Origin of the sequence: Streptomyces sp. NPDC004435 (assembly GCF_042873895.1) — a bacterium.
Classification (GTDB): domain Bacteria; phylum Actinomycetota; class Actinomycetes; order Streptomycetales; family Streptomycetaceae; genus Streptomyces.
The window spans coordinates 44773-60960 of sequence record NZ_JBIAMB010000012.1; the positions used below are offsets into that span (position 1 = coordinate 44773).

Genomic DNA, 16188 nt, shown 5'->3' on the forward strand with positions numbered 1-16188 from the left:
CGATGAGCAAGACGGAATCGATGGGCAACACGGAAACGACCGACGCCGATCACACGGCCGACGCCGATCACGCGACCGGCGACGAGGCCGCGGGCGCGGCCCTGTCCACCGCGCCCCAGGAGGAGTCCGGCACCGGGAGCGTCGGCGGCCCCACCCTCGGGATCGTCGGCTGGATCCGCTGGTTCTGGCGCCAGCTCACCTCCATGCGGGTGGCGCTGATCCTGCTCTTCCTGCTCTCCGTGGGCGCCGTCCCCGGCTCCCTCATCCCGCAGTCGGACGCGGACGAGATGAAGGTCGCCGACTTCAAGGCGGCGCACGAGACCCTCACCCCGCTCTACGAGAAGCTCCAGCTCTTCGACGTCTACAGCTCGGTGTGGTTCTCCGCGATCTACATCCTGCTCTTCGTCTCCCTCATCGGCTGCATCGTCCCGCGCACCTGGCAGTTCGTCGGCCAGCTCCGCGGCCTGCCGCCGGGCGCCCCCAAGCGGCTCACCCGCCTGCCCGCGTACACGACCTGGCGCACCGAGGCCGACCCCGAGCAGGTCCGCGAGGCCGCACTCACCGTCCTCAAGGGCCGCCGCTTCCGCGCCCGCGCCGCGGACGACGCCGTCGCCGCAGAGAAGGGCTACCTCCGCGAGGCCGGCAACCTGCTCTTCCACATCGCGCTCATCGTGATGCTCGTCGCCTTCGCCTGGGGCCAGCTCTTCAAGTCCGAGGGCGGCAAGCTGATCGTCGAGGGCGACGGCTTCTCCAACACGCTCACCCAGTACGACGACTTCAGGTCCGGCTCCCAGTTCGGCATCGACGAGCTGGAACCGTTCAGCTTCACCTTGGACAGCTTCACCGGCACGTACGAGACGAGCGGCCCGCAGCTGGGCACCCCCCGTACCTTCGAGGCGGCCGTCACCTACGTCCAGTCCGACGGCAAGGACCGGAAGGCGATCGTCCGGGTCAACGAGCCGCTGAAGGTCGGCGACTCCAAGGTCTACCTGATCGCCCACGGCTACGCGCCCGTCGTCACCGTCAGGGACCGCGGCGGCAAGGTCGTCTTCAAGGGCGCCGTCCCGCTGCTGCCCATCGACAACAACATCACCTCCACCGGCGCGATCAAGGTGATGGACGGCTACCGGGACAAGGAGGGGGAGAAGAAGCAGCTCGGTTTCAAGGCCTTCTTCGTGCCCACCTTCGCCGGCGCCGGCGAAGGCACGATGTTCTCCCAGTTCCCGGCCCTCGTCGAGCCCGTGATGGCCCTCACCGGCTACCACGGCAGCCTGGGCGTCGACGCCGGCCTGCCGCAGAACGTGTACCAGCTCGACACCACCAAGATGGAGCAGTTCAAGGTCGAGGGAGGCACCGGCGTCGCCCAGCGGCTGACGCCCGGCCAGACCATGACGCTGCCCGACGGCGCCGGCTCGATCACCTTCGAGAAGGAGATCAAGGAATGGGCGAGCTTCCAGATCTCGCAGCAGCCGGGCAACGGCCTCGCCCTCGCCGGAGCGCTCGCCGCGATCGCCGGACTCACCGGCTCGCTCTTCATCCAGCGGCGCCGGATCTGGGTCCGCGCCGTCCGCGGTGAGGACGGCGTGACCGTCGTCGAGATGGCGGGCCTCGGCCGCAGCGAGTCCGCCAAGCTGCCAGAGGAGCTCGCCGATCTCGCGGTCGCGCTCACCGCCACGGCGCCCCCGGCGCCCGAACCCGCCGAAGCCGAAGCAGAAGCATCAGAAGGGGTCGAGAAGTGATCCTCGCCGCCGAGACCAACGAGGGCCTGGCGACGCTCAGCAACGAGCTCGTCTACGCCTCGATGGCCGTGTACACACTGGCCTTCCTGGCCCACATCGCCGAGTGGGTCTTCGGCAGCCGCAGCAAGGTCGGGCGCACCGCCGCCGCGCTGACCGGGACCGCCGCCGAGCCCGCGAAGGTGACCGTCCAGGTCAAGCAGGCCGGTGGCACCACCGTCCTGGACCGGCCCAAGGTCGTCACCCGCTCCGCCTCCGGCGCCCGTGACGTCCCCGACGGCCCCGGTGCCGCCGGCGGCACCGTCAAGGGCGACCTGTACGGCCGGATCGCCGTCTCGCTCACCGTCCTCGCCTTCGCCCTGGAGGCGGCCGGCGTGACCACCCGCGCGATCTCCGTGCAGCGCGCCCCCTGGGGCAACATGTACGAGTTCTCCACCACCTTCTCCACGGTGGCGGTCGGCGTGTACCTGGCGTTCCTGCTCGCCAAGAAGAACGTCCGCTGGATCGGCCTGCCGCTGGTGACGACGGTCCTGCTCGACCTGGGCCTCGCCACCACCTGGCTGTACACCGAGAGCGACCAGCTCGTCCCGGCGCTCGACTCGTACTGGCTGTGGATCCACGTCTCCACCGCGATCTTCTGCGGGGCCGTCTTCTACCTCGGAGCCGTCGCCACCCTGCTCTACCTCTTCCGCGACTCGTACGAGACCAAGCTGGCGAACGGCGGACAGCCCGGGGCCTTCGCCCGCTCCGTCCTGGAGCGGCTGCCCTCCGCGGCCTCCCTCGACAAGTTCTCCTACCGCGTCAACGCCGCCGTCTTCCCGCTGTGGACCTTCACGATCATCGCGGGCGCCATCTGGGCCGGCGACGCCTGGGGCCGCTACTGGGGCTGGGACGCCAAGGAGGTCTGGTCCTTCATCACGTGGGTCGGCTACGCCGCCTACCTGCACGCCCGGGCCACGGCCGGCTGGAAGGGCCGCAAGGCCGCGTACATCGCGCTCATCGCCTTCGGCTGCTTCCTCTTCAACTATTACGGCGTGAACATCTTCGTCAACAGCAAGCACTCCTACGCGGGCGTCTGAGCTGGCACGGCCCCCTTCGGGGGGCCACGCTGGAGGTATGAGCGAGATACCCCGGGGCAGGAGCGAGACCCACGACGGCGACACGCACCTGCTGCGGTACGAGGTCGGGCTGCCGCACCCGCAGGCCGTGGTGTGGGCCATGGTCGCCTCCCCCGAGGGGCTGCCGTCCTGGCTGTGCGCGGCGGACCCGCTGGAGCCGCGGCTCGGCGGAGAGGTCACGCTCCGCTGGCTGAACGGCGAGACCGAGCTCTCGGGACGGGTCACCGCCTGGGACCCGGACCACGTGGCCGAGTACACGGTCGGCGCCCCGCACGGACGGATCCGGTTCCACCTGGAGCCGGCCGGGGACGGGGCGTCGACCGTGCTCCGTTTCACCAACGAGATGCGCGGCGACCGGGAGCTGCTGCTCGACTGCCTGGCCGGCTGGCACGACCACTTCGAACGGCTGCGGGACGCGCTGGACGGCCGCCCGACCGACTGGCGGCAGTGGACGACAGGGCGCTGGAACGAGCTCCGGGAGCTGTACGAGCGGGACGCGGCGCCCTGGCCGAAATGGGTGCCCTAGGGCCCGTCTGACGATTCCCCCCGGACCACCGACAGCGGTTCGGCGATGTCCTCCAGCGAGCGGCGCTCCGCGTTCACCGCGAGGAAGGCCGCCACCAGGCCCGCCGCGCACATCAGTCCGGCCCCGATCTGGAAGGCGAGCACCGTGTCGCCGACCACGCCGGACTCGGTCAGCTCGGCGAAGATCAGCGGGCCGCTGATGCCGCCCGCCGCCGTGCCCAGCGCGTAGAAGAAGGCGATGGCCATGGCGCGGGTCTCCATGGGGAAGATCTCGGACACGGTCAGATAGGCGCTGGACGCCCCGGCCGAGGCGAAGAACAGCACCACGCACCAACAGGCCGTCAGGGTCGTCGCCGACAGCGAGCCCCGGTCGAAGAGCCACGCCGTCCCGAAGAGCAGCAGGCCCGAGAGCAGGTACGTGCCCGAGATCATGATCCGGCGGCCGACGGTGTCGAAGAGCTTGCCGAGCAGCAGCGGCCCCAGGAAGTTGCCCGCCGCGATCACCGCGAAGTAGTAGCCGGTGCTGCCGGTCGGCACGTCGAAGAAGGTGATCAGGATGGTGCCGAAGCCGAAGGTGATCGCGTTGTAGAGGAACGCCTGGCCGATGAAGAGCGACAGGCCGAGAACCGCGCGGCGCGGGTACCGGCCGAAGACGGTCTTCGCGATCGTGCCGAAGCCGATGCTCAGGCGCTGGTGGATGGTGATCTCGCCGGCCGGCGGCGGCAGCTTCGTCCCCTTCTCCGCCTCGATCTCCCGCTCGACCGAGGAGACCAGCTTCTCGGCCTCCTCGCCGTGGCCGTGGATGAACTGCCAGCGTGGGCTCTCCGGGACGTGCCGGCGCACCAGCAGGATGACCAGGCCCAGGACGACGCCGAGGGCGAAGCTGAGCCGCCAGCCGAGGTTCTGCGGGAAGATGTCGGTGTCCAGCATGACGACGGACAGCAGTGCGCCGCCGATGGCGCCCAGCCAGTAGCTGCCGTTGATGATGAGGTCGACGCGCCCCCGGTAGAGGGACGGGATCAGCTCGTCGATCGCGGAGTTGATGGCCGCGTACTCACCGCCGATGCCGAAGCCGGTCAGGAAGCGGAAGAGGAAGAACCACCAGGACTCGAAGGACAGCGCCGTCATCGCCGTGGCGCCGAGGTACACGGCCAGGGTGATCATGAAGAGCTTCTTGCGGCCGTATCTGTCGGTCAGCCACCCGAAGAACAGCGCGCCCGAACAGGCCCCCGCCACGTAGAGCGCGGCGGCCACGCCGGTGACCTGGGCGGCGGTGATGTCGAGGCCGCTGCCCTCTTCGGCCAGCCGGCCGGCGACGTTGCCGACGATGGTGACCTCGAGGCCGTCGAGGATCCAGACGGTGCCCAGGCCGATGACGATCATCCAGTGCCATCGGGACCAGGGAAGGCGGTCGAGCCGGGCCGGTACGGCGGTGGTGACCGTTCCCGTCCCGCGGCTCGCGGAAGACGACTGCGCGCTCATGGTTCTCCTCTCGTCGGTGGCGCGGATCCCTCCGGCGCGTCTGTGCGTTCCCCCCGGAGCGGTGTGCCTCTGCGCCCCCCTCGGTGTCCGTTCACCCCCCGGCGCGGGCCCTGCGGGGTCTCCAGCGGTCGCGGAGGGTGAGCCGGTCGCGGCGGTCGCGGCGTTCACGGACCTGCCGGTCCAGCTCCTCCATCAGCCGGCGGCCCCGGTGCTCCGGGTCGAGTTCGTCGAGGATCCGGTCGACCTCGGCGAGCAGCGCCCCGTACAGCTGCCAGCGGCCGGGTTCGGCGAGGGCGAGGGCGAGGAGCCGGTCGGCGGCGTCGTCCCGGCAGGCGCGGGCCGCCCGCAGTTCGCCCGCGAGCCGGGTCTCCGCCGCCTCGGCGTCCTCGCTGCCCGGGGACGTGACGAGGACGGCGAAGCTGACGAGGGCGTCGGCGGTGTACTGGGCGGTCTCCCGTACGGCGAGGGCGGCACGGTCGGGCAGGAGCTCGTCCCCGTCGCGGTGTTTCGCCAGGTCGGTGAGGGTGCGGGCGAGGACCCGGAGGACCACGGCGCAGATCTCCAGGGTGTCCAGGCCGGTGCGGAGCACCACCCGGTGGAGGAGGCCCTCCTTGACCCGGGGGTTGAGCCGCAGGCTGTCCTCGGCGGTGCGCAGGGCCCCGTCGACGTCGGCGACGTCGTTGTCGAGGCGGCGGGCCTCGTGGAGCCGGGCGGCGGCCCGCTCGACGGGCGGGGCGCCGGTGAACTCGTCCGCCACGTCGAGGAGGAGCAGGCGCATCCGCCGGGCGAGGTCCTCGATGGAGTCGCCGGCGGTGTCGACCCAGACGGGCGGGGCGAGGAACAGGTTGAAGAGCATGCCGACGACGGCGCCGATGAGGGTTTCGAGGACGCGGTCCCAGGCGGTGTCGGAGACCTGGGTGACGCCGAGGACGAGCATGGCGCTGATGGCGACCTCGGGGACGAACTCCTCGACCCGGACGACCCGTCCGACGAGCAGCGAGGCCAGGATCACCAGCGCGAGGCTCCACCAGGACAGGCCGACGACGGCGCTGAACGCGATGGCGATGAGGACGCCGACGACGACGGCGTTCACCCGCCGGAGGCTGGTGGTGAGGGTGGAGTAGAGCGTGACCTGGACGACGAGGAGGGCGGTGAGGGGCGCGGTGAGGGGGACCGGTTCGCTGCTGAGGCGGAGGGCGACGACGTAGCTGAGGGTGGCCGCCGCGGTGGACCGTACGGTCTGCACGGCGAAGGGGTCGCGGCGCAGGCGCGCGAGGCGCCCGTCCTTCCGGTCCCGCGCCGCCGCGTCCCGCCCCTCGCGCCCGCGCGCCGCGTCCCGCGCCGCCCCGTCGCGTGCCACGTCCCGCTCCGCGCGCCCGCGTGCCACGTCCCACCTCGTCCCGTCGTCCCGCCCGCCCCGCAGGGGCCGTCAGGACGACCGTCTGCCCGGACGACCGCGGACTCAAGCGCGGATACGTCCGGGCGGCCCCGGGATCAGCCCCGCTTCGGGGGGAGGCAGGTCTCGGCCGGGGGCCTGCCCTCGGGCCAGGCCGTCTGGACGAAGCGCTGGGTCCCGTCGGCGGCGAGCTCCACGATGGGGACCGCCTTGTTGTACGGGTTGCCGTGGTTGTCCAGGCAGATCCAGCCGCTCGCGCCCTTCACCCGCAGCGAGCCCTTGACCTGCGGCCACTGGGTGCCGACGTCGGCGAGCTCGGGGTAGGGGGCGTCGGCCGGGGTGGCCTGGCGGATCGCGTGGACGGCCGTGGCCATCGCGTCGTAGGCGACGATCGCCTGCCCGTCGCGGAGCGGCACCGGCTTCTGGTCGGCGCGGGTGATGTCGTGCAGGAAGGTCTCGAAGTCGGTGGTCGAGCCGCCGGTGGCCGGCACCGGCCGGCCCGGCGCGGACCGCCAGGCGTCGGGGTGGGCGAGCGCCGCGTAGCGGACGGTCAGCTTCTTGCCGAGGGCCGCCCGGTTCAGCTTCTCGTCGGCGCCGAGGTACGAGCCCTCGTCGCCGGTCAGGACGGTGAAGGCGCGGTCGGCGCAGCCGCGGGAGCCGAGCGCGTTGATGAACTGGCGCAGCTGGGTGTGGCGGCCGGCGAAGAAGACGGTCTCGGCGCGGGTGTCGCAGATCAGGTGGGTGATCTGGCGGAAGGTGTTGGCGGTGGTGCCCTCCTCGGTGTTGTCCTTCGGGGAGGTGTAGAGCTGCGGCTCGTAGGGGGCGCCCTTGAGGGAGGCGGCGAAGGCGGACCGCAGGGTGTCGATGTAGTGGTCGCCGGTACGGGAGTCCTGCACGAGGATCGCGCGGGCGGCGTCGACCTTCCCGAAGTGGGCGAGGGCCTTCGCCTCGTCGCTGTTGGTGGGGGAGACCCGGGCGAGGCCGGGGAAGCGGTCGCGGCCGGGGCCGTTGGCGAGGTCGTCGGCGGTGATGGTGGTGCCGACGACGGCGATCCCGGCGCCGGTGAGGGCGGTGACCGCGTCCCGTACCTCGGCGGAGGAGGTGGCGACGCCGGAGACGGCGCGGAGCCGGTCGGGGGCGCCGGTCATGGTGGTGAGCCGGTCGACGACGGTCCGCCAGTGGGCGTTCTTGTTGCCGGTGTTGGCGAGGACCAGCCGGATCTTGGGGGTCTCGCTGTTGGACTCGTGGTTGGCCCGGTACTGGTAGGCGTACGCGCCCTGGAGTTCGCGGAGGATCTTCTCGGCGGTGCCGGGGTCGGCGGCGGTGAGGGGCAGGAGGAGCGCGACGGTGGCGTATTCGCCCGCCTTGAGGCCGGCGTTCTCGCGGCCGATGGCGGCGGTGATCGCGGTGAGCGCGGGGACGCGGAAGTCGTGTCCGGTCCCGTTGACGCCGACGCATTCCCCGCTGCCCGCGGGCCGGGCGACCCCGGTCGCGCAGGAACGGTCCTCCGGCTTGACGATCAGATAGGCGCCCCAGCCGCCGAGGCCGAGGACGAGCATCGCGGCGACGAGGGCACTGAGGAGCTTCTGCCGGGGTGTCCAGAAGAAGCGGCGGCGCAGCCGGTCGAGCATGACGTCAGACTCCGTCCTCGCGCCCCGGCGGCAGCGACAGCTCCCGCCAGGCGCGGATGTCCCGCGGCCAGTGGCCGGCGGCGTCCCACAGTGGACCGCTGCCGGTGAGGTGGCGGCCGGAGAGCCGGCGCAGCTCGTGCGCCAGCCGGTCGGCGACCTCCTCGTCGGGCAGCGCGAGCGGATCGCTGAGCAGCCATACGGCGTGCAGCAGACGCCGTAGGGAGAGGTGCAGTTCGGCGGAGTCGGGGTCGAGTCCGTCGGGGAGCGCCCGGTCCGGGTCCTGGCCGAGGGCGACGGCCCGGCGCGGGTCGGGCCCGGTGCGGCCCCGCCGGCGCGGGTAGGGGGCGGAGCCGACGAACCGCAGCACGCCGAGCCAGCCGAGGATGTCGGGGCCGGGGAAGGTGAGCCGGAGGTGGGCGACGGCCTCGGCGGTGTCGCCGAGCGCCAGGTCGTGGTGGAGCCGGTACGGGCCGGGCTGCGGTCCGTAGTGGCGGCGCAGCGTCTCGTGGACGGCCCGCCAGGAGGAGTACGCGGGGTGGTCGTCGTCCTCGAAGCGGAGCCGGTGCAGCAGCAGGGCGCGCAGCAGCGGGTCGCCGACGAAGCGGCCGGGGTGCTCGGCCCAGTGCTCGGCGCGGAGCCGGTCGCGGACCCGGAGGGCGACGTCGCCGTCGAGGGACTCGGCGGGCAGCCGCGCCTGGGCGAGGCGGCGGGCGGACTCCTCGTCGTGGGCGGCGGCCAGGACGGCGTACGGGCCGGGTCTGGGGACCGGGAGGAGGACGGCGAGGAGGGCGGGGGCGACCGGCACGGGGGCGCTGTCCTCGCGGAGCTCGACGGTGAGGTCGAGGAGGCCGCCGGGGGTGAGGGCGGCGCGGACGGCGGGCGGGGCCTCGCCGGCGGCGCGGGCGAGGAGGTCGACGCCGAGGGGGCGGCCGCCGGTGAGCCGGTGGACGGCGCGGGAGAGGTCGGCGGGGGTGCGGCCGGACGGGTCGTGGTGGTCGAAGGCGGCGCGGGTCTGGGTCGGGGTGAGCGGGGTGAGCTCCACGGCGAGGAGGCCGGAGCCGACCCGGCTGGTGCGCGGGCAGGGCGCCTGGTGAGCCGTCTCGGGCAGCCGGACGCGGCCGGCGTGGCGGAGGGCCTGGTGGTCGTGGAGCCGGGAGGCGGCGAGGACGACGGTGTGGTCGCGGCGGCCGTCGGAGCGGGCGCGCAGAATCGGTTCGACGAGGGCGCGGCCGACCGGCTCGTGCGCGTTGTCGAGGAGCAGCAGGGGTCTGCCCACGCGGCTGCCGCGGTGCAGCAGCCCGGTGTAGGCGCGGTGCAGGTCCTCGGTGAGGGTGACGGCGAGGAACGCCTCGGCCTCCTCGCGGCGCGGCCCGCCCTGGGCGAAGTCGACGGCGAGCTGCTGGAGTCCGGCGCGCCCGCGTCCGCCGGCGTTGCGGTAGCCGCCGTACCAGTCGTCGGGGGCCTGCCGGAAGCGGTTGAAGAACTCGTCGACGACGGTCTCGACGGTCGCCTCGGCGACCAGCCCGGCGAAGGGGGCGCCGGTCTCGGCGACGGTGCCGGCGAGCTTGGCGAGGACCCTGCCGACCCAGGCGGCGGCGGCCGCCCGGCCGGCGTCCACGGTGGCGAGCAGCGGGCCGAGCCGCAGCAGGTCGCGGCGGGCCCGCTCGTCGTCCTCGCGGGTCCAGCCGACCGAGGTGACGGCGACGAGTCCGAGCGAGAGCCGGGGGAAGGGCACCGGCTTGACGGTGTCGCCGCGCTTGCCGAGCTGGACGGCGAGTTCGGCGAGGGCGCCGGTGACCGGGGACCAGCCGGCCCCGTGGTCGGCGGGCTCCTCGATCGCCGCGCAGTCGAGCAGGGCGAGCGGGGTGAAGCCGAGGTAGCGGTTGCGCACCTCCTTGAGCAGCACCGTCTTTCCCATGCCGCGGCCGCCGGTGAAGACGGTGACGGGCGGGTCCTCGCCGTGCTCGAAGGGCACCCGCCCCTGGCCGTGCGGTCCGAGCCCGACGAGCCGCGCGGCGAGTCCGCGTGGATCGAGGACCGCCTCGCGGCCGTACAGCATTCTCCGCACCCGCCACCCCCGTCGCAGTCAACTCAAGGATATCGACGGCATGTTGGGAACTGGAGAGGGAAATCGAGTCTGTTGTCGACCTGTTGCGGAGAGTGGCGGAGCGGTCGTGGGGGTGCGTCAGTCCGCGGCGATGGCGTCGAGCCGGTCCCGCAGATAGGCGTGGGACTCGATGCCGTTGATCGTCGTCCCGGGCGCGCACTCGTAGAAGTACACGAGCGACATCAGCTCCTCGGCGGGCGCGTCGGCCGGCGGCGGCAGCACCCGGTGCCGGCCGGACCGCCACCGCCCTCCGGTCCAACCCGCCATCAGATCGCCGATGTTGACGGTGAAGGCGTCGGGGTCGTACGGCGCGTCCTGCCAGCCGCCGGCCTCCGAGAAGACCTGGAGTCCGCCCTTGCCGGCCTGCCGGTCCAGGACGGTCACCGTCCCGAAGTCCGTGTGCGGACCGATCCGGAACTGTCCCGGCTCCGGGACCCCCGTCCGCTCCCGCCCCGGGTACCAGTTGATGTTGAAGCCGTACGTGGGGTGCCCGGTGTGCCGGGTGAAGAAGTCGCGCTCCTCGCCGAGCGCCGTCCCGAGCAGGTCGAGCACCCGGTCGGACAGCGCCTTCATCTCCGCGAGGTACGTCTCCACCAGCGGCCGCAGCCCGGGCACCTGGGCGGGCCAGGTGTTCGGCAGGAACCACTCGGCGTCCACCGCGGGGTCGCCGGTCGGCTCCTCCGCCGCGAAGGACAGCGACTCCTTCAGGTCCGGCGGCGTCGCCGTGCCCTCCGCGTACCCGTTGGCCTCCGCGCCCGGCCCGAGCCAGCCGCGCCCGCCGACCCGTACGGCGTACGGCTCCTTGGCGGCGGCCGACAGGTGGAAGAAGGTCCGCGCCGTCTCGCGGATGGCGCCGCGCAGCCCGGGGTCCACCCCGTGCCCGGCGACGAGCAGGAACCCGGCCTCGCGCAGGGCGCGGTCCACGGCGGGCAGCTGCGGGCCCGGGTCGCGGGCCAGGTCGATGGTGGGGAGCCGTGCCTCAGTCATGGCCGATGTCCTCGTTCCACAGGTCGGGTCGGGCGGCGACGAACTCCCGCATCAGCCCGACGCACGCGGGGTCGTCCAGCACGACGACCTCGACGCCGTGTTCGGCCAGCCAGTCGTGCCCGCCGCGGAAGGTCTCGGCCTCCCCGACGACCACCCGCGAGATCCCGAACTGCCGGACGAGGCCGGAGCAGTACCAGCACGGCGACAGGGTGGTCACCATGGTCGTCCCCCGGTACGACCGCTGCCGCCCGGCCTTCCGGAACGCGTCGGTCTCCGCGTGCGCCGACGGGTCCCCGTCCTGCACGCGCCGGTTGTGCCCGCGCCCGAGCAGCGTCCCGTCCGCCCCGTAGAGCGCGGCGCCGATCGGGACCCCGCCCTCGCGGAGCCCGGCCCGCGCCTCGTCGAGCGCGGTGCGGAGCCAGTGGCGGGCCAGTTCTTGGTCCATGCGGGGAGCCTTCCCCGGCGGGGCGTCGGGATCACCCGGGGGCTGGGCGGTGTCCCCGACCGGTGTGACGTAGGACCCCTTGCCCGGCACGGTGTAGACGAGCCCGTGTCTGGCCAGCTCCCGTATGGCACGGCGGGCGGTGAGTACGGCGATGCCGTACTCCTCGGCGAGGCGAGCCGGTGCCGGAACCATCCGGTCGGGGGCGTACTCACCGCTCGCGATCTTTGCCGCGATCACGTCTGCCAGTTGCATGTACAGCGGGCGTCCCGACTGCGGGTCCAGGCTCATACGTCAACCTTAGATAGTCATACTAAGACACGTATGGATGGATCTAGCTGCATCACTGTGTAGCAAGGTGCAGTGCGGACTAGGTTGATGAGCACATCGAGAACCCCGGCGACCGCTGGAACGGCCCCGGGGCGCGGCCACCAACTTCCAAGGAGTTGACGACGTGCAGAACCTTATCGCGCACGCCCTGATCCCCTTCCTGCCTCTGCTCCTCCTCCTGCTCGTACCCTCGGCGCCACGGCGCCGCCGGTGGACCTTGTGGCTGGCCACGGTCGGGGTCGACGTCGACCGGCGGAACATCCACGCCGGGGTCGCCCGATGAGCCGCTGCGGGGCCCGGCGGTCCGTGTACGCCGTCGCGGAGACGGTCCGGCCCGTGTGGGGCGGCTCGGTCTGCGTGCTCGACGTGGGCCACGACGGGCTGCACCGCGACCGCGCGGGGGACGGCTGGTGGGTGACGCCGGAGATCGCCGACGCGGTGAGCGTGACCTTGGCGGCCCGCGCCCCGGCAGCGGAACCCGAGCCGGAGTTCCGCTCACCGCGCTGCGTCGTCGGCCGCCACGACCGCTGCCGTGACCACGCGCCCCGCGACAGCGGCGTACCGGGAGTCCGCTACCTCGTGTGCCGATGCGCGTGCCACCTCGGCGGACAGCCGTGAGGCGCCATGCCCCGAGCCGCCCCGGCCCCGGCCCGTGGCGTGGTCCGTCTTACGCCCCCACGCCCGCCGGCTCCTCGTACGGGAAGCGGGCGAAGGGGGCCTCGCGCTCGAAGAAGGTCTTCGCGTCGGTCATCGCGCGGGCGTCGGCGCGGACCCGGCCGGGGCGGGAGCCCGTGCCGGTGAGGACGCCGCCGAAGCGCATCCGCAGGTAGGCCGCCGACAGGCTCAGGCCGGTGACCAGGCCGTCCGCGACGGCGTGGTCGTCGTCGGACATGACCGTGACGCCCCACAGGGTGCCGCCCGCCATGCGCTCCTTGAAGTCCGAGTCCGGCACGTTCAGCCAGCCCGACCAGTAGTCGAGGTAGCGCTTGGTCTGCGCGGAGAGGCTGTACCAGTACAGCGGGGAGACGATCACGACGTCGGTGGCCTCCACCGTGGCCCGCAGCAGCTCCTCCTCGACGCCGCCGGGCCGGTGGTCGGCCTCGTGCCGGCCGTCCTGGAAGTCGGGCAGGTCCAGCCGGTTCAGATCCACCCAGTGCTGCCGGACCCCGGCCGGCAGGTGCGCGGCGGCCTCGCGGGCCAGCAGCTCGGAGTTGCCGTCGGCGCGTGAGCTGCCGAGGACGAAGAGGAACGAGCGGTCCGAGCCGGGGGTCGCGTCGGATGACATGGGGGCTCCTGGTTCGTGGACGTGCGCGGGCGGGCTGTTTCCCCTGCCAACTAGCCCTCGCACGCGGGTATTCCGCCCGCGCCCATCATTTTTTCCGAACGCGACCCCGCGAGCGCTGCGGCAGGGGTGGCGGACGTACTCCAGGAGCGGCGGCTCCGTCAGGCGCCGCGCCCGGAGGCGCGGCGCGGGGCGGGCGTCACGCGCCCCTCTCCTCCTCGCCGTCCTCGCGGCGCTTCGGCTCGTCCTCGCGGCGGCGCAGGTCCGCCTCCCAGTCCTCGAACAGGGCGTCGTCGTCCTGGTCCTTCTTCTCCGGTGTCTCGGCCTTCTCGGCCTTCTCCGGCGTCGCCGGCGTCTCCGGCGTCTCCGGCTTCTCCGCCTTCGCGGGCTTCTCCTCGGAGAGGGACTTCAGGAACTCCGGGTTGTCGTCCGGCGCCACCCAGCCGCCCCCGCGGCCGCCCCGGCCGCCGAAGCCCCCGAACCCGCCGCCGGCGGGCTGCCGCTTCTTGCCCGCGACGAGCCAGACCACCGGGCCGACCACCCAGAACAGCAGGATGATGATGACCCAGGCGACCTTGGGCAGGTGCTTGATCTCGTCCTCAGGAGTGTTCAGGCAGTCGATGAAGGCGTAGATCGTCAGCGCCAGCGGCAGAAGGATCATCAGTGCCCTGAGCATGTGGAGCGGCCCCCTGGAAACGGTGGCGGGGGCGCGTCGAGTCGGCCCCGGTGACACCTCCAGCGTAGCCGGTGACCGATACTTGCCCGTATGGCTTACGACGATCTCCGCTCGCTGCTCAGGGCGCTGGAGCGCGAGGGCGACCTCAAGCGCATCAAGGCCGAAGTCGATCCGTACCTGGAAGTCGGGGAGATCGTCGACCGGGTGAACAAGGCAGGAGGGCCCGCGCTTCTCTTCGAGAACGTGAAGGGCTCCGCCATGCCGCTCGCGATGAACGTGTTCGGCACCGACCGCCGGCTCCTCAAGGCCCTCGGCCTGAAGTCGTACGAGGAGATCAGCGAGAAGATCGGCGGGCTGCTCAAGCCCGAGCTTCCGCACGGCTTCGTCGGCGTCCGGGAGGCCTTCGGCAAGCTCGGCTCGATGGTCCACGTGCCGCCGAAGAAGGTGAAGTCCTCGGACGCGCCCGTGCAGGAGGTCGTCCTCACCGGCGACGACGTCGACCTGGACAAGCTGCCCGCGCTCTTCACCTGGCCCAAGGACGGCGGCTCCTTCTTCAACCTGGGCCTCACCCACACCAAGCACCCGGAGACCGGCGTGCGGAACCTGGGGCTCTACCGGCTCCAGCGCCACGACAAGCGCACCATCGGCATGCACTGGCAGATCCACAAGGACAGCCGGAACCACTACGCGGTCGCCGCCGAGCGCGGCGAGCGGCTGCCGGTCGCGATCGCCTTCGGCTGCCCGCCGGCCGTCACGTACGCCTCCACCGCCCCGCTCCCCGGCGACATCGACGAGTACCTCTTCGCCGGCTTCGTGCAGGGCAAGCGGATCGAGATGGTCGACTGCAAGACCGTGCCGCTCCAGGTCCCGGCCAACGCCGAGGTCGTCATCGAGGGCTGGCTGGAGCCGGGCGAGATGCTGCCGGAGGGCCCCTTCGGCGACCACACCGGCTTCTACACCCCGCAGGAACCGTTCCCCGCGCTGAAGATCGACTGCGTCACCATGCGGAAGCGCCCGCTGCTCCAGTCGATCGTGGTCGGCAGGCCGCCGACCGAGGACGGACCGCTGGGCCGGGCGACGGAGCGTTTCTTCCTGCCGCTCCTCAAGATCATCGTGCCGGACATCGTCGACTACCACCTGCCGGAGTCGGGCGGCTTCCACAACTGCGCGATCATCTCGATCGACAAGAAGTACCCGAAGCACGCGCAGAAGGTCATGCACGCCATCTGGGGCGCGCACATGATGTCGCTGACCAAGCTGATCGTCGTGGTCGACAAGGACTGCGACGTGCACGACCTGCACGAGGTGTCCTGGCGGGCCCTCGGCAACACGGACTACGCCCGTGACCTGACGGTCGTCGAGGGCCCGGTGGACCACCTGGACCACTCCTCGTACCAGCAGTTCTGGGGCGGCAAGGCGGGCATCGACGCCACGAAGAAGCTGCCGGAGGAGGGCTACACCCGGGACGGCGGCTGGCCGGACATGGTGGAGTCGGACCCGGCGACGGCGGCCCTGGTGGACCGCCGCTGGAAGGAGTACGGGCTGTGACCACCGCGGCCGTACCGGGCGCGCAGCCGGGGCGTACCAAGGCCTTCCTGCGGCTCGTGATGATCGAGCACTCGGTCTTCGCGCTGCCCTTCGCCTACATCGCCTCGCTCACCGCGATGTTCCGGCTGGACCGGAAGATCGACTGGTGGACGCTGTTCCTGGTGACGGTGTGCATGGTGGGGCTGCGGACCTTCGCGATGGCCTGCAACCGGATCATCGACCGGGAGATCGACGCGCGCAATCCGCGCACGGCGGGCCGGGAGCTGGTCACGGGCGCGGTGTCGGTGCGGTCGGCGTGGACCGGGGCCGGGATCGCGGTCGTCGTCTTCCTCGGCGCGGCCGCGCTGCTGAACCCGCTCTGCCTGGCGCTCGCGCCGCTGGCCGTCATCCCGATGGTCGTCTACCCGTACGGGAAGCGGTTCACGAACTTCCCGCACGCGATCCTCGGCCTCGCCCAGGCGATCGGCCCGATCGGCGCCTGGCTCGCGGTGACCGGCGAGTGGTCCTGGGACGCGGTGATCCTGGGCCTCGCGGTCGGCATCTGGATCGGCGGCTTCGACCTGATCTTCGCCTGCCAGGACGTGCAGGCGGACCGGGCGCACGGCGTGATGTCGGTGCCGGCCCGCTTCGGCATCCCGGCGGCGCTGTGGGGCGCCCGCGCCTCCGCGGTCGTCACCACGGGGCTGCTGGTCTGGTACGCGCTGGCCACCGACGCGGGGATCTTCTTCTGGGCCGGCCTGGTGATCGTGGTCGCGGCCTTCTGCTACGAGCACTCGATCGTGAAGCCGCACGACCTGTCGCGGCTGAACCGGGCGTTCTTCACGACCAACGGCTTCATCGGGATCTCGCTCTTCGTGTGCGCCCTGCTCGACCTGCTGGTCCGCGGGCTGACGCTCTGACCCCGGGCCCCGGGCCCCGGGGCCCGTGC

Annotated in this window: 15 protein-coding genes and 1 pseudogene; 7 read left to right on the forward strand and 9 right to left on the reverse strand. The window is 72.3% G+C overall.

Annotated elements, in window-relative coordinates:
* Window positions 1-2: 2 nt before the first annotated feature.
* The 3 genes from ACFYT9_RS22190 to ACFYT9_RS22200 are packed head-to-tail and all read left to right on the forward strand — an operon-like array spanning window position 3 to window position 3380.
* Window positions 3-1739: a cytochrome c biogenesis protein ResB gene (locus ACFYT9_RS22190; protein ID WP_389166402.1), complete on the forward strand. Its 1737-nt coding sequence runs from the start codon at window positions 3-5 to the stop codon at window positions 1737-1739.
* Window positions 1736-2815 (forward strand): c-type cytochrome biogenesis protein CcsB, encoded by a 1080-nt coding sequence (gene ccsB, locus ACFYT9_RS22195; RefSeq protein WP_376596069.1) that lies wholly within the window; start codon window positions 1736-1738, stop codon window positions 2813-2815. Before ACFYT9_RS22190 ends, ccsB begins: the two co-directional genes overlap by 4 nt.
* A gap of 37 nt (window positions 2816-2852) precedes the next feature.
* Window positions 2853-3380, forward strand: a complete 528-nt coding sequence (locus ACFYT9_RS22200) for an SRPBCC domain-containing protein (protein ID WP_387273378.1) — start codon at window positions 2853-2855, stop codon at window positions 3378-3380.
* Here ACFYT9_RS22200 and ACFYT9_RS22205 read toward each other — a convergent pair.
* The 7 genes and pseudogenes from ACFYT9_RS22205 to ACFYT9_RS22235 form a co-directional block, all read right to left on the reverse strand.
* Window positions 3377-4861, reverse strand: coding sequence for an MFS transporter (locus ACFYT9_RS22205; protein WP_389166404.1), 1485 nt, complete (start codon window positions 4859-4861; stop codon window positions 3377-3379). The genes ACFYT9_RS22200 and ACFYT9_RS22205 overlap by 4 nt on opposite strands.
* A gap of 91 nt (window positions 4862-4952) precedes the next feature.
* Window positions 4953-6128, reverse strand: coding sequence for an aromatic acid exporter family protein (locus ACFYT9_RS22210; RefSeq protein ID WP_376596084.1), 1176 nt, complete (start codon window positions 6126-6128; stop codon window positions 4953-4955).
* A gap of 227 nt (window positions 6129-6355) precedes the next feature.
* Window positions 6356-7888 carry an ABC transporter substrate-binding protein gene (locus ACFYT9_RS22215; RefSeq protein WP_389166406.1) on the reverse strand — a complete coding sequence of 511 codons (1533 nt, stop codon included), beginning with the start codon at window positions 7886-7888 and terminating at the stop codon, window positions 6356-6358.
* A 4-nt stretch (window positions 7889-7892) separates the two neighbouring features.
* On the reverse strand, window positions 7893-9947 hold the full coding sequence (locus ACFYT9_RS22220; RefSeq protein ID WP_387273383.1) for a hypothetical protein: 2055 nt from the start codon (window positions 9945-9947) through the stop codon (window positions 7893-7895).
* Between the two features lie 126 nt (window positions 9948-10073).
* Window positions 10074-10982 (reverse strand): isopenicillin N synthase family dioxygenase, encoded by a 909-nt coding sequence (locus ACFYT9_RS22225; protein WP_389166408.1) that lies wholly within the window; start codon window positions 10980-10982, stop codon window positions 10074-10076.
* Window positions 10975-11427 carry a nucleoside deaminase gene (locus tag ACFYT9_RS22230; RefSeq protein ID WP_389166751.1) on the reverse strand — a complete coding sequence of 151 codons (453 nt, stop codon included), beginning with the start codon at window positions 11425-11427 and terminating at the stop codon, window positions 10975-10977. The genes ACFYT9_RS22225 and ACFYT9_RS22230 overlap by 8 nt, the downstream gene beginning before the upstream one ends.
* Window positions 11428-11505: 78 nt before the next feature.
* Window positions 11506-11715 (reverse strand): annotated as a pseudogene (locus ACFYT9_RS22235) (GntR family transcriptional regulator); the annotation flags it as partial.
* 163 nt (window positions 11716-11878) lie between these two features.
* Here ACFYT9_RS22235 and ACFYT9_RS22240 point away from each other — a divergent pair.
* Together ACFYT9_RS22240 and ACFYT9_RS22245 are read left to right on the forward strand one after the other, a co-directional pair.
* Window positions 11879-12037, forward strand: coding sequence for a hypothetical protein (locus ACFYT9_RS22240; protein WP_376596078.1), 159 nt, complete (start codon window positions 11879-11881; stop codon window positions 12035-12037).
* Window positions 12034-12372 (forward strand): hypothetical protein, encoded by a 339-nt coding sequence (locus ACFYT9_RS22245; RefSeq protein ID WP_389166410.1) that lies wholly within the window; start codon window positions 12034-12036, stop codon window positions 12370-12372. The genes ACFYT9_RS22240 and ACFYT9_RS22245 overlap by 4 nt, the downstream gene beginning before the upstream one ends.
* Before the next feature lie 49 nt (window positions 12373-12421).
* Here ACFYT9_RS22245 and ACFYT9_RS22250 read toward each other — a convergent pair whose 3' ends face one another.
* Together ACFYT9_RS22250 and ACFYT9_RS22255 are read right to left on the reverse strand one after the other, a co-directional pair.
* Window positions 12422-13039, reverse strand: coding sequence for a flavodoxin family protein (locus tag ACFYT9_RS22250; RefSeq protein WP_389166412.1), 618 nt, complete (start codon window positions 13037-13039; stop codon window positions 12422-12424).
* Between the two features lie 196 nt (window positions 13040-13235).
* The gene (locus ACFYT9_RS22255) at window positions 13236-13712 is read right to left on the reverse strand and encodes a PLDc N-terminal domain-containing protein (protein ID WP_389166414.1); all 477 of its coding nucleotides are present in this window, start codon (window positions 13710-13712) and stop codon (window positions 13236-13238) included.
* A gap of 90 nt (window positions 13713-13802) precedes the next feature.
* Between ACFYT9_RS22255 and ACFYT9_RS22260 the strand changes: the two genes are divergently transcribed.
* Both ACFYT9_RS22260 and mqnP read left to right on the forward strand, forming a co-directional pair.
* The gene (locus tag ACFYT9_RS22260; RefSeq protein ID WP_376603597.1) at window positions 13803-15260 is read left to right on the forward strand and encodes a menaquinone biosynthesis decarboxylase; all 1458 of its coding nucleotides are present in this window, start codon (window positions 13803-13805) and stop codon (window positions 15258-15260) included.
* Window positions 15257-16159 carry a menaquinone biosynthesis prenyltransferase MqnP gene (mqnP, locus tag ACFYT9_RS22265; RefSeq protein WP_376603595.1) on the forward strand — a complete coding sequence of 301 codons (903 nt, stop codon included), beginning with the start codon at window positions 15257-15259 and terminating at the stop codon, window positions 16157-16159. The genes ACFYT9_RS22260 and mqnP overlap by 4 nt, the downstream gene beginning before the upstream one ends.
* The last annotated feature ends 29 nt before the right edge of the window (window positions 16160-16188 follow it).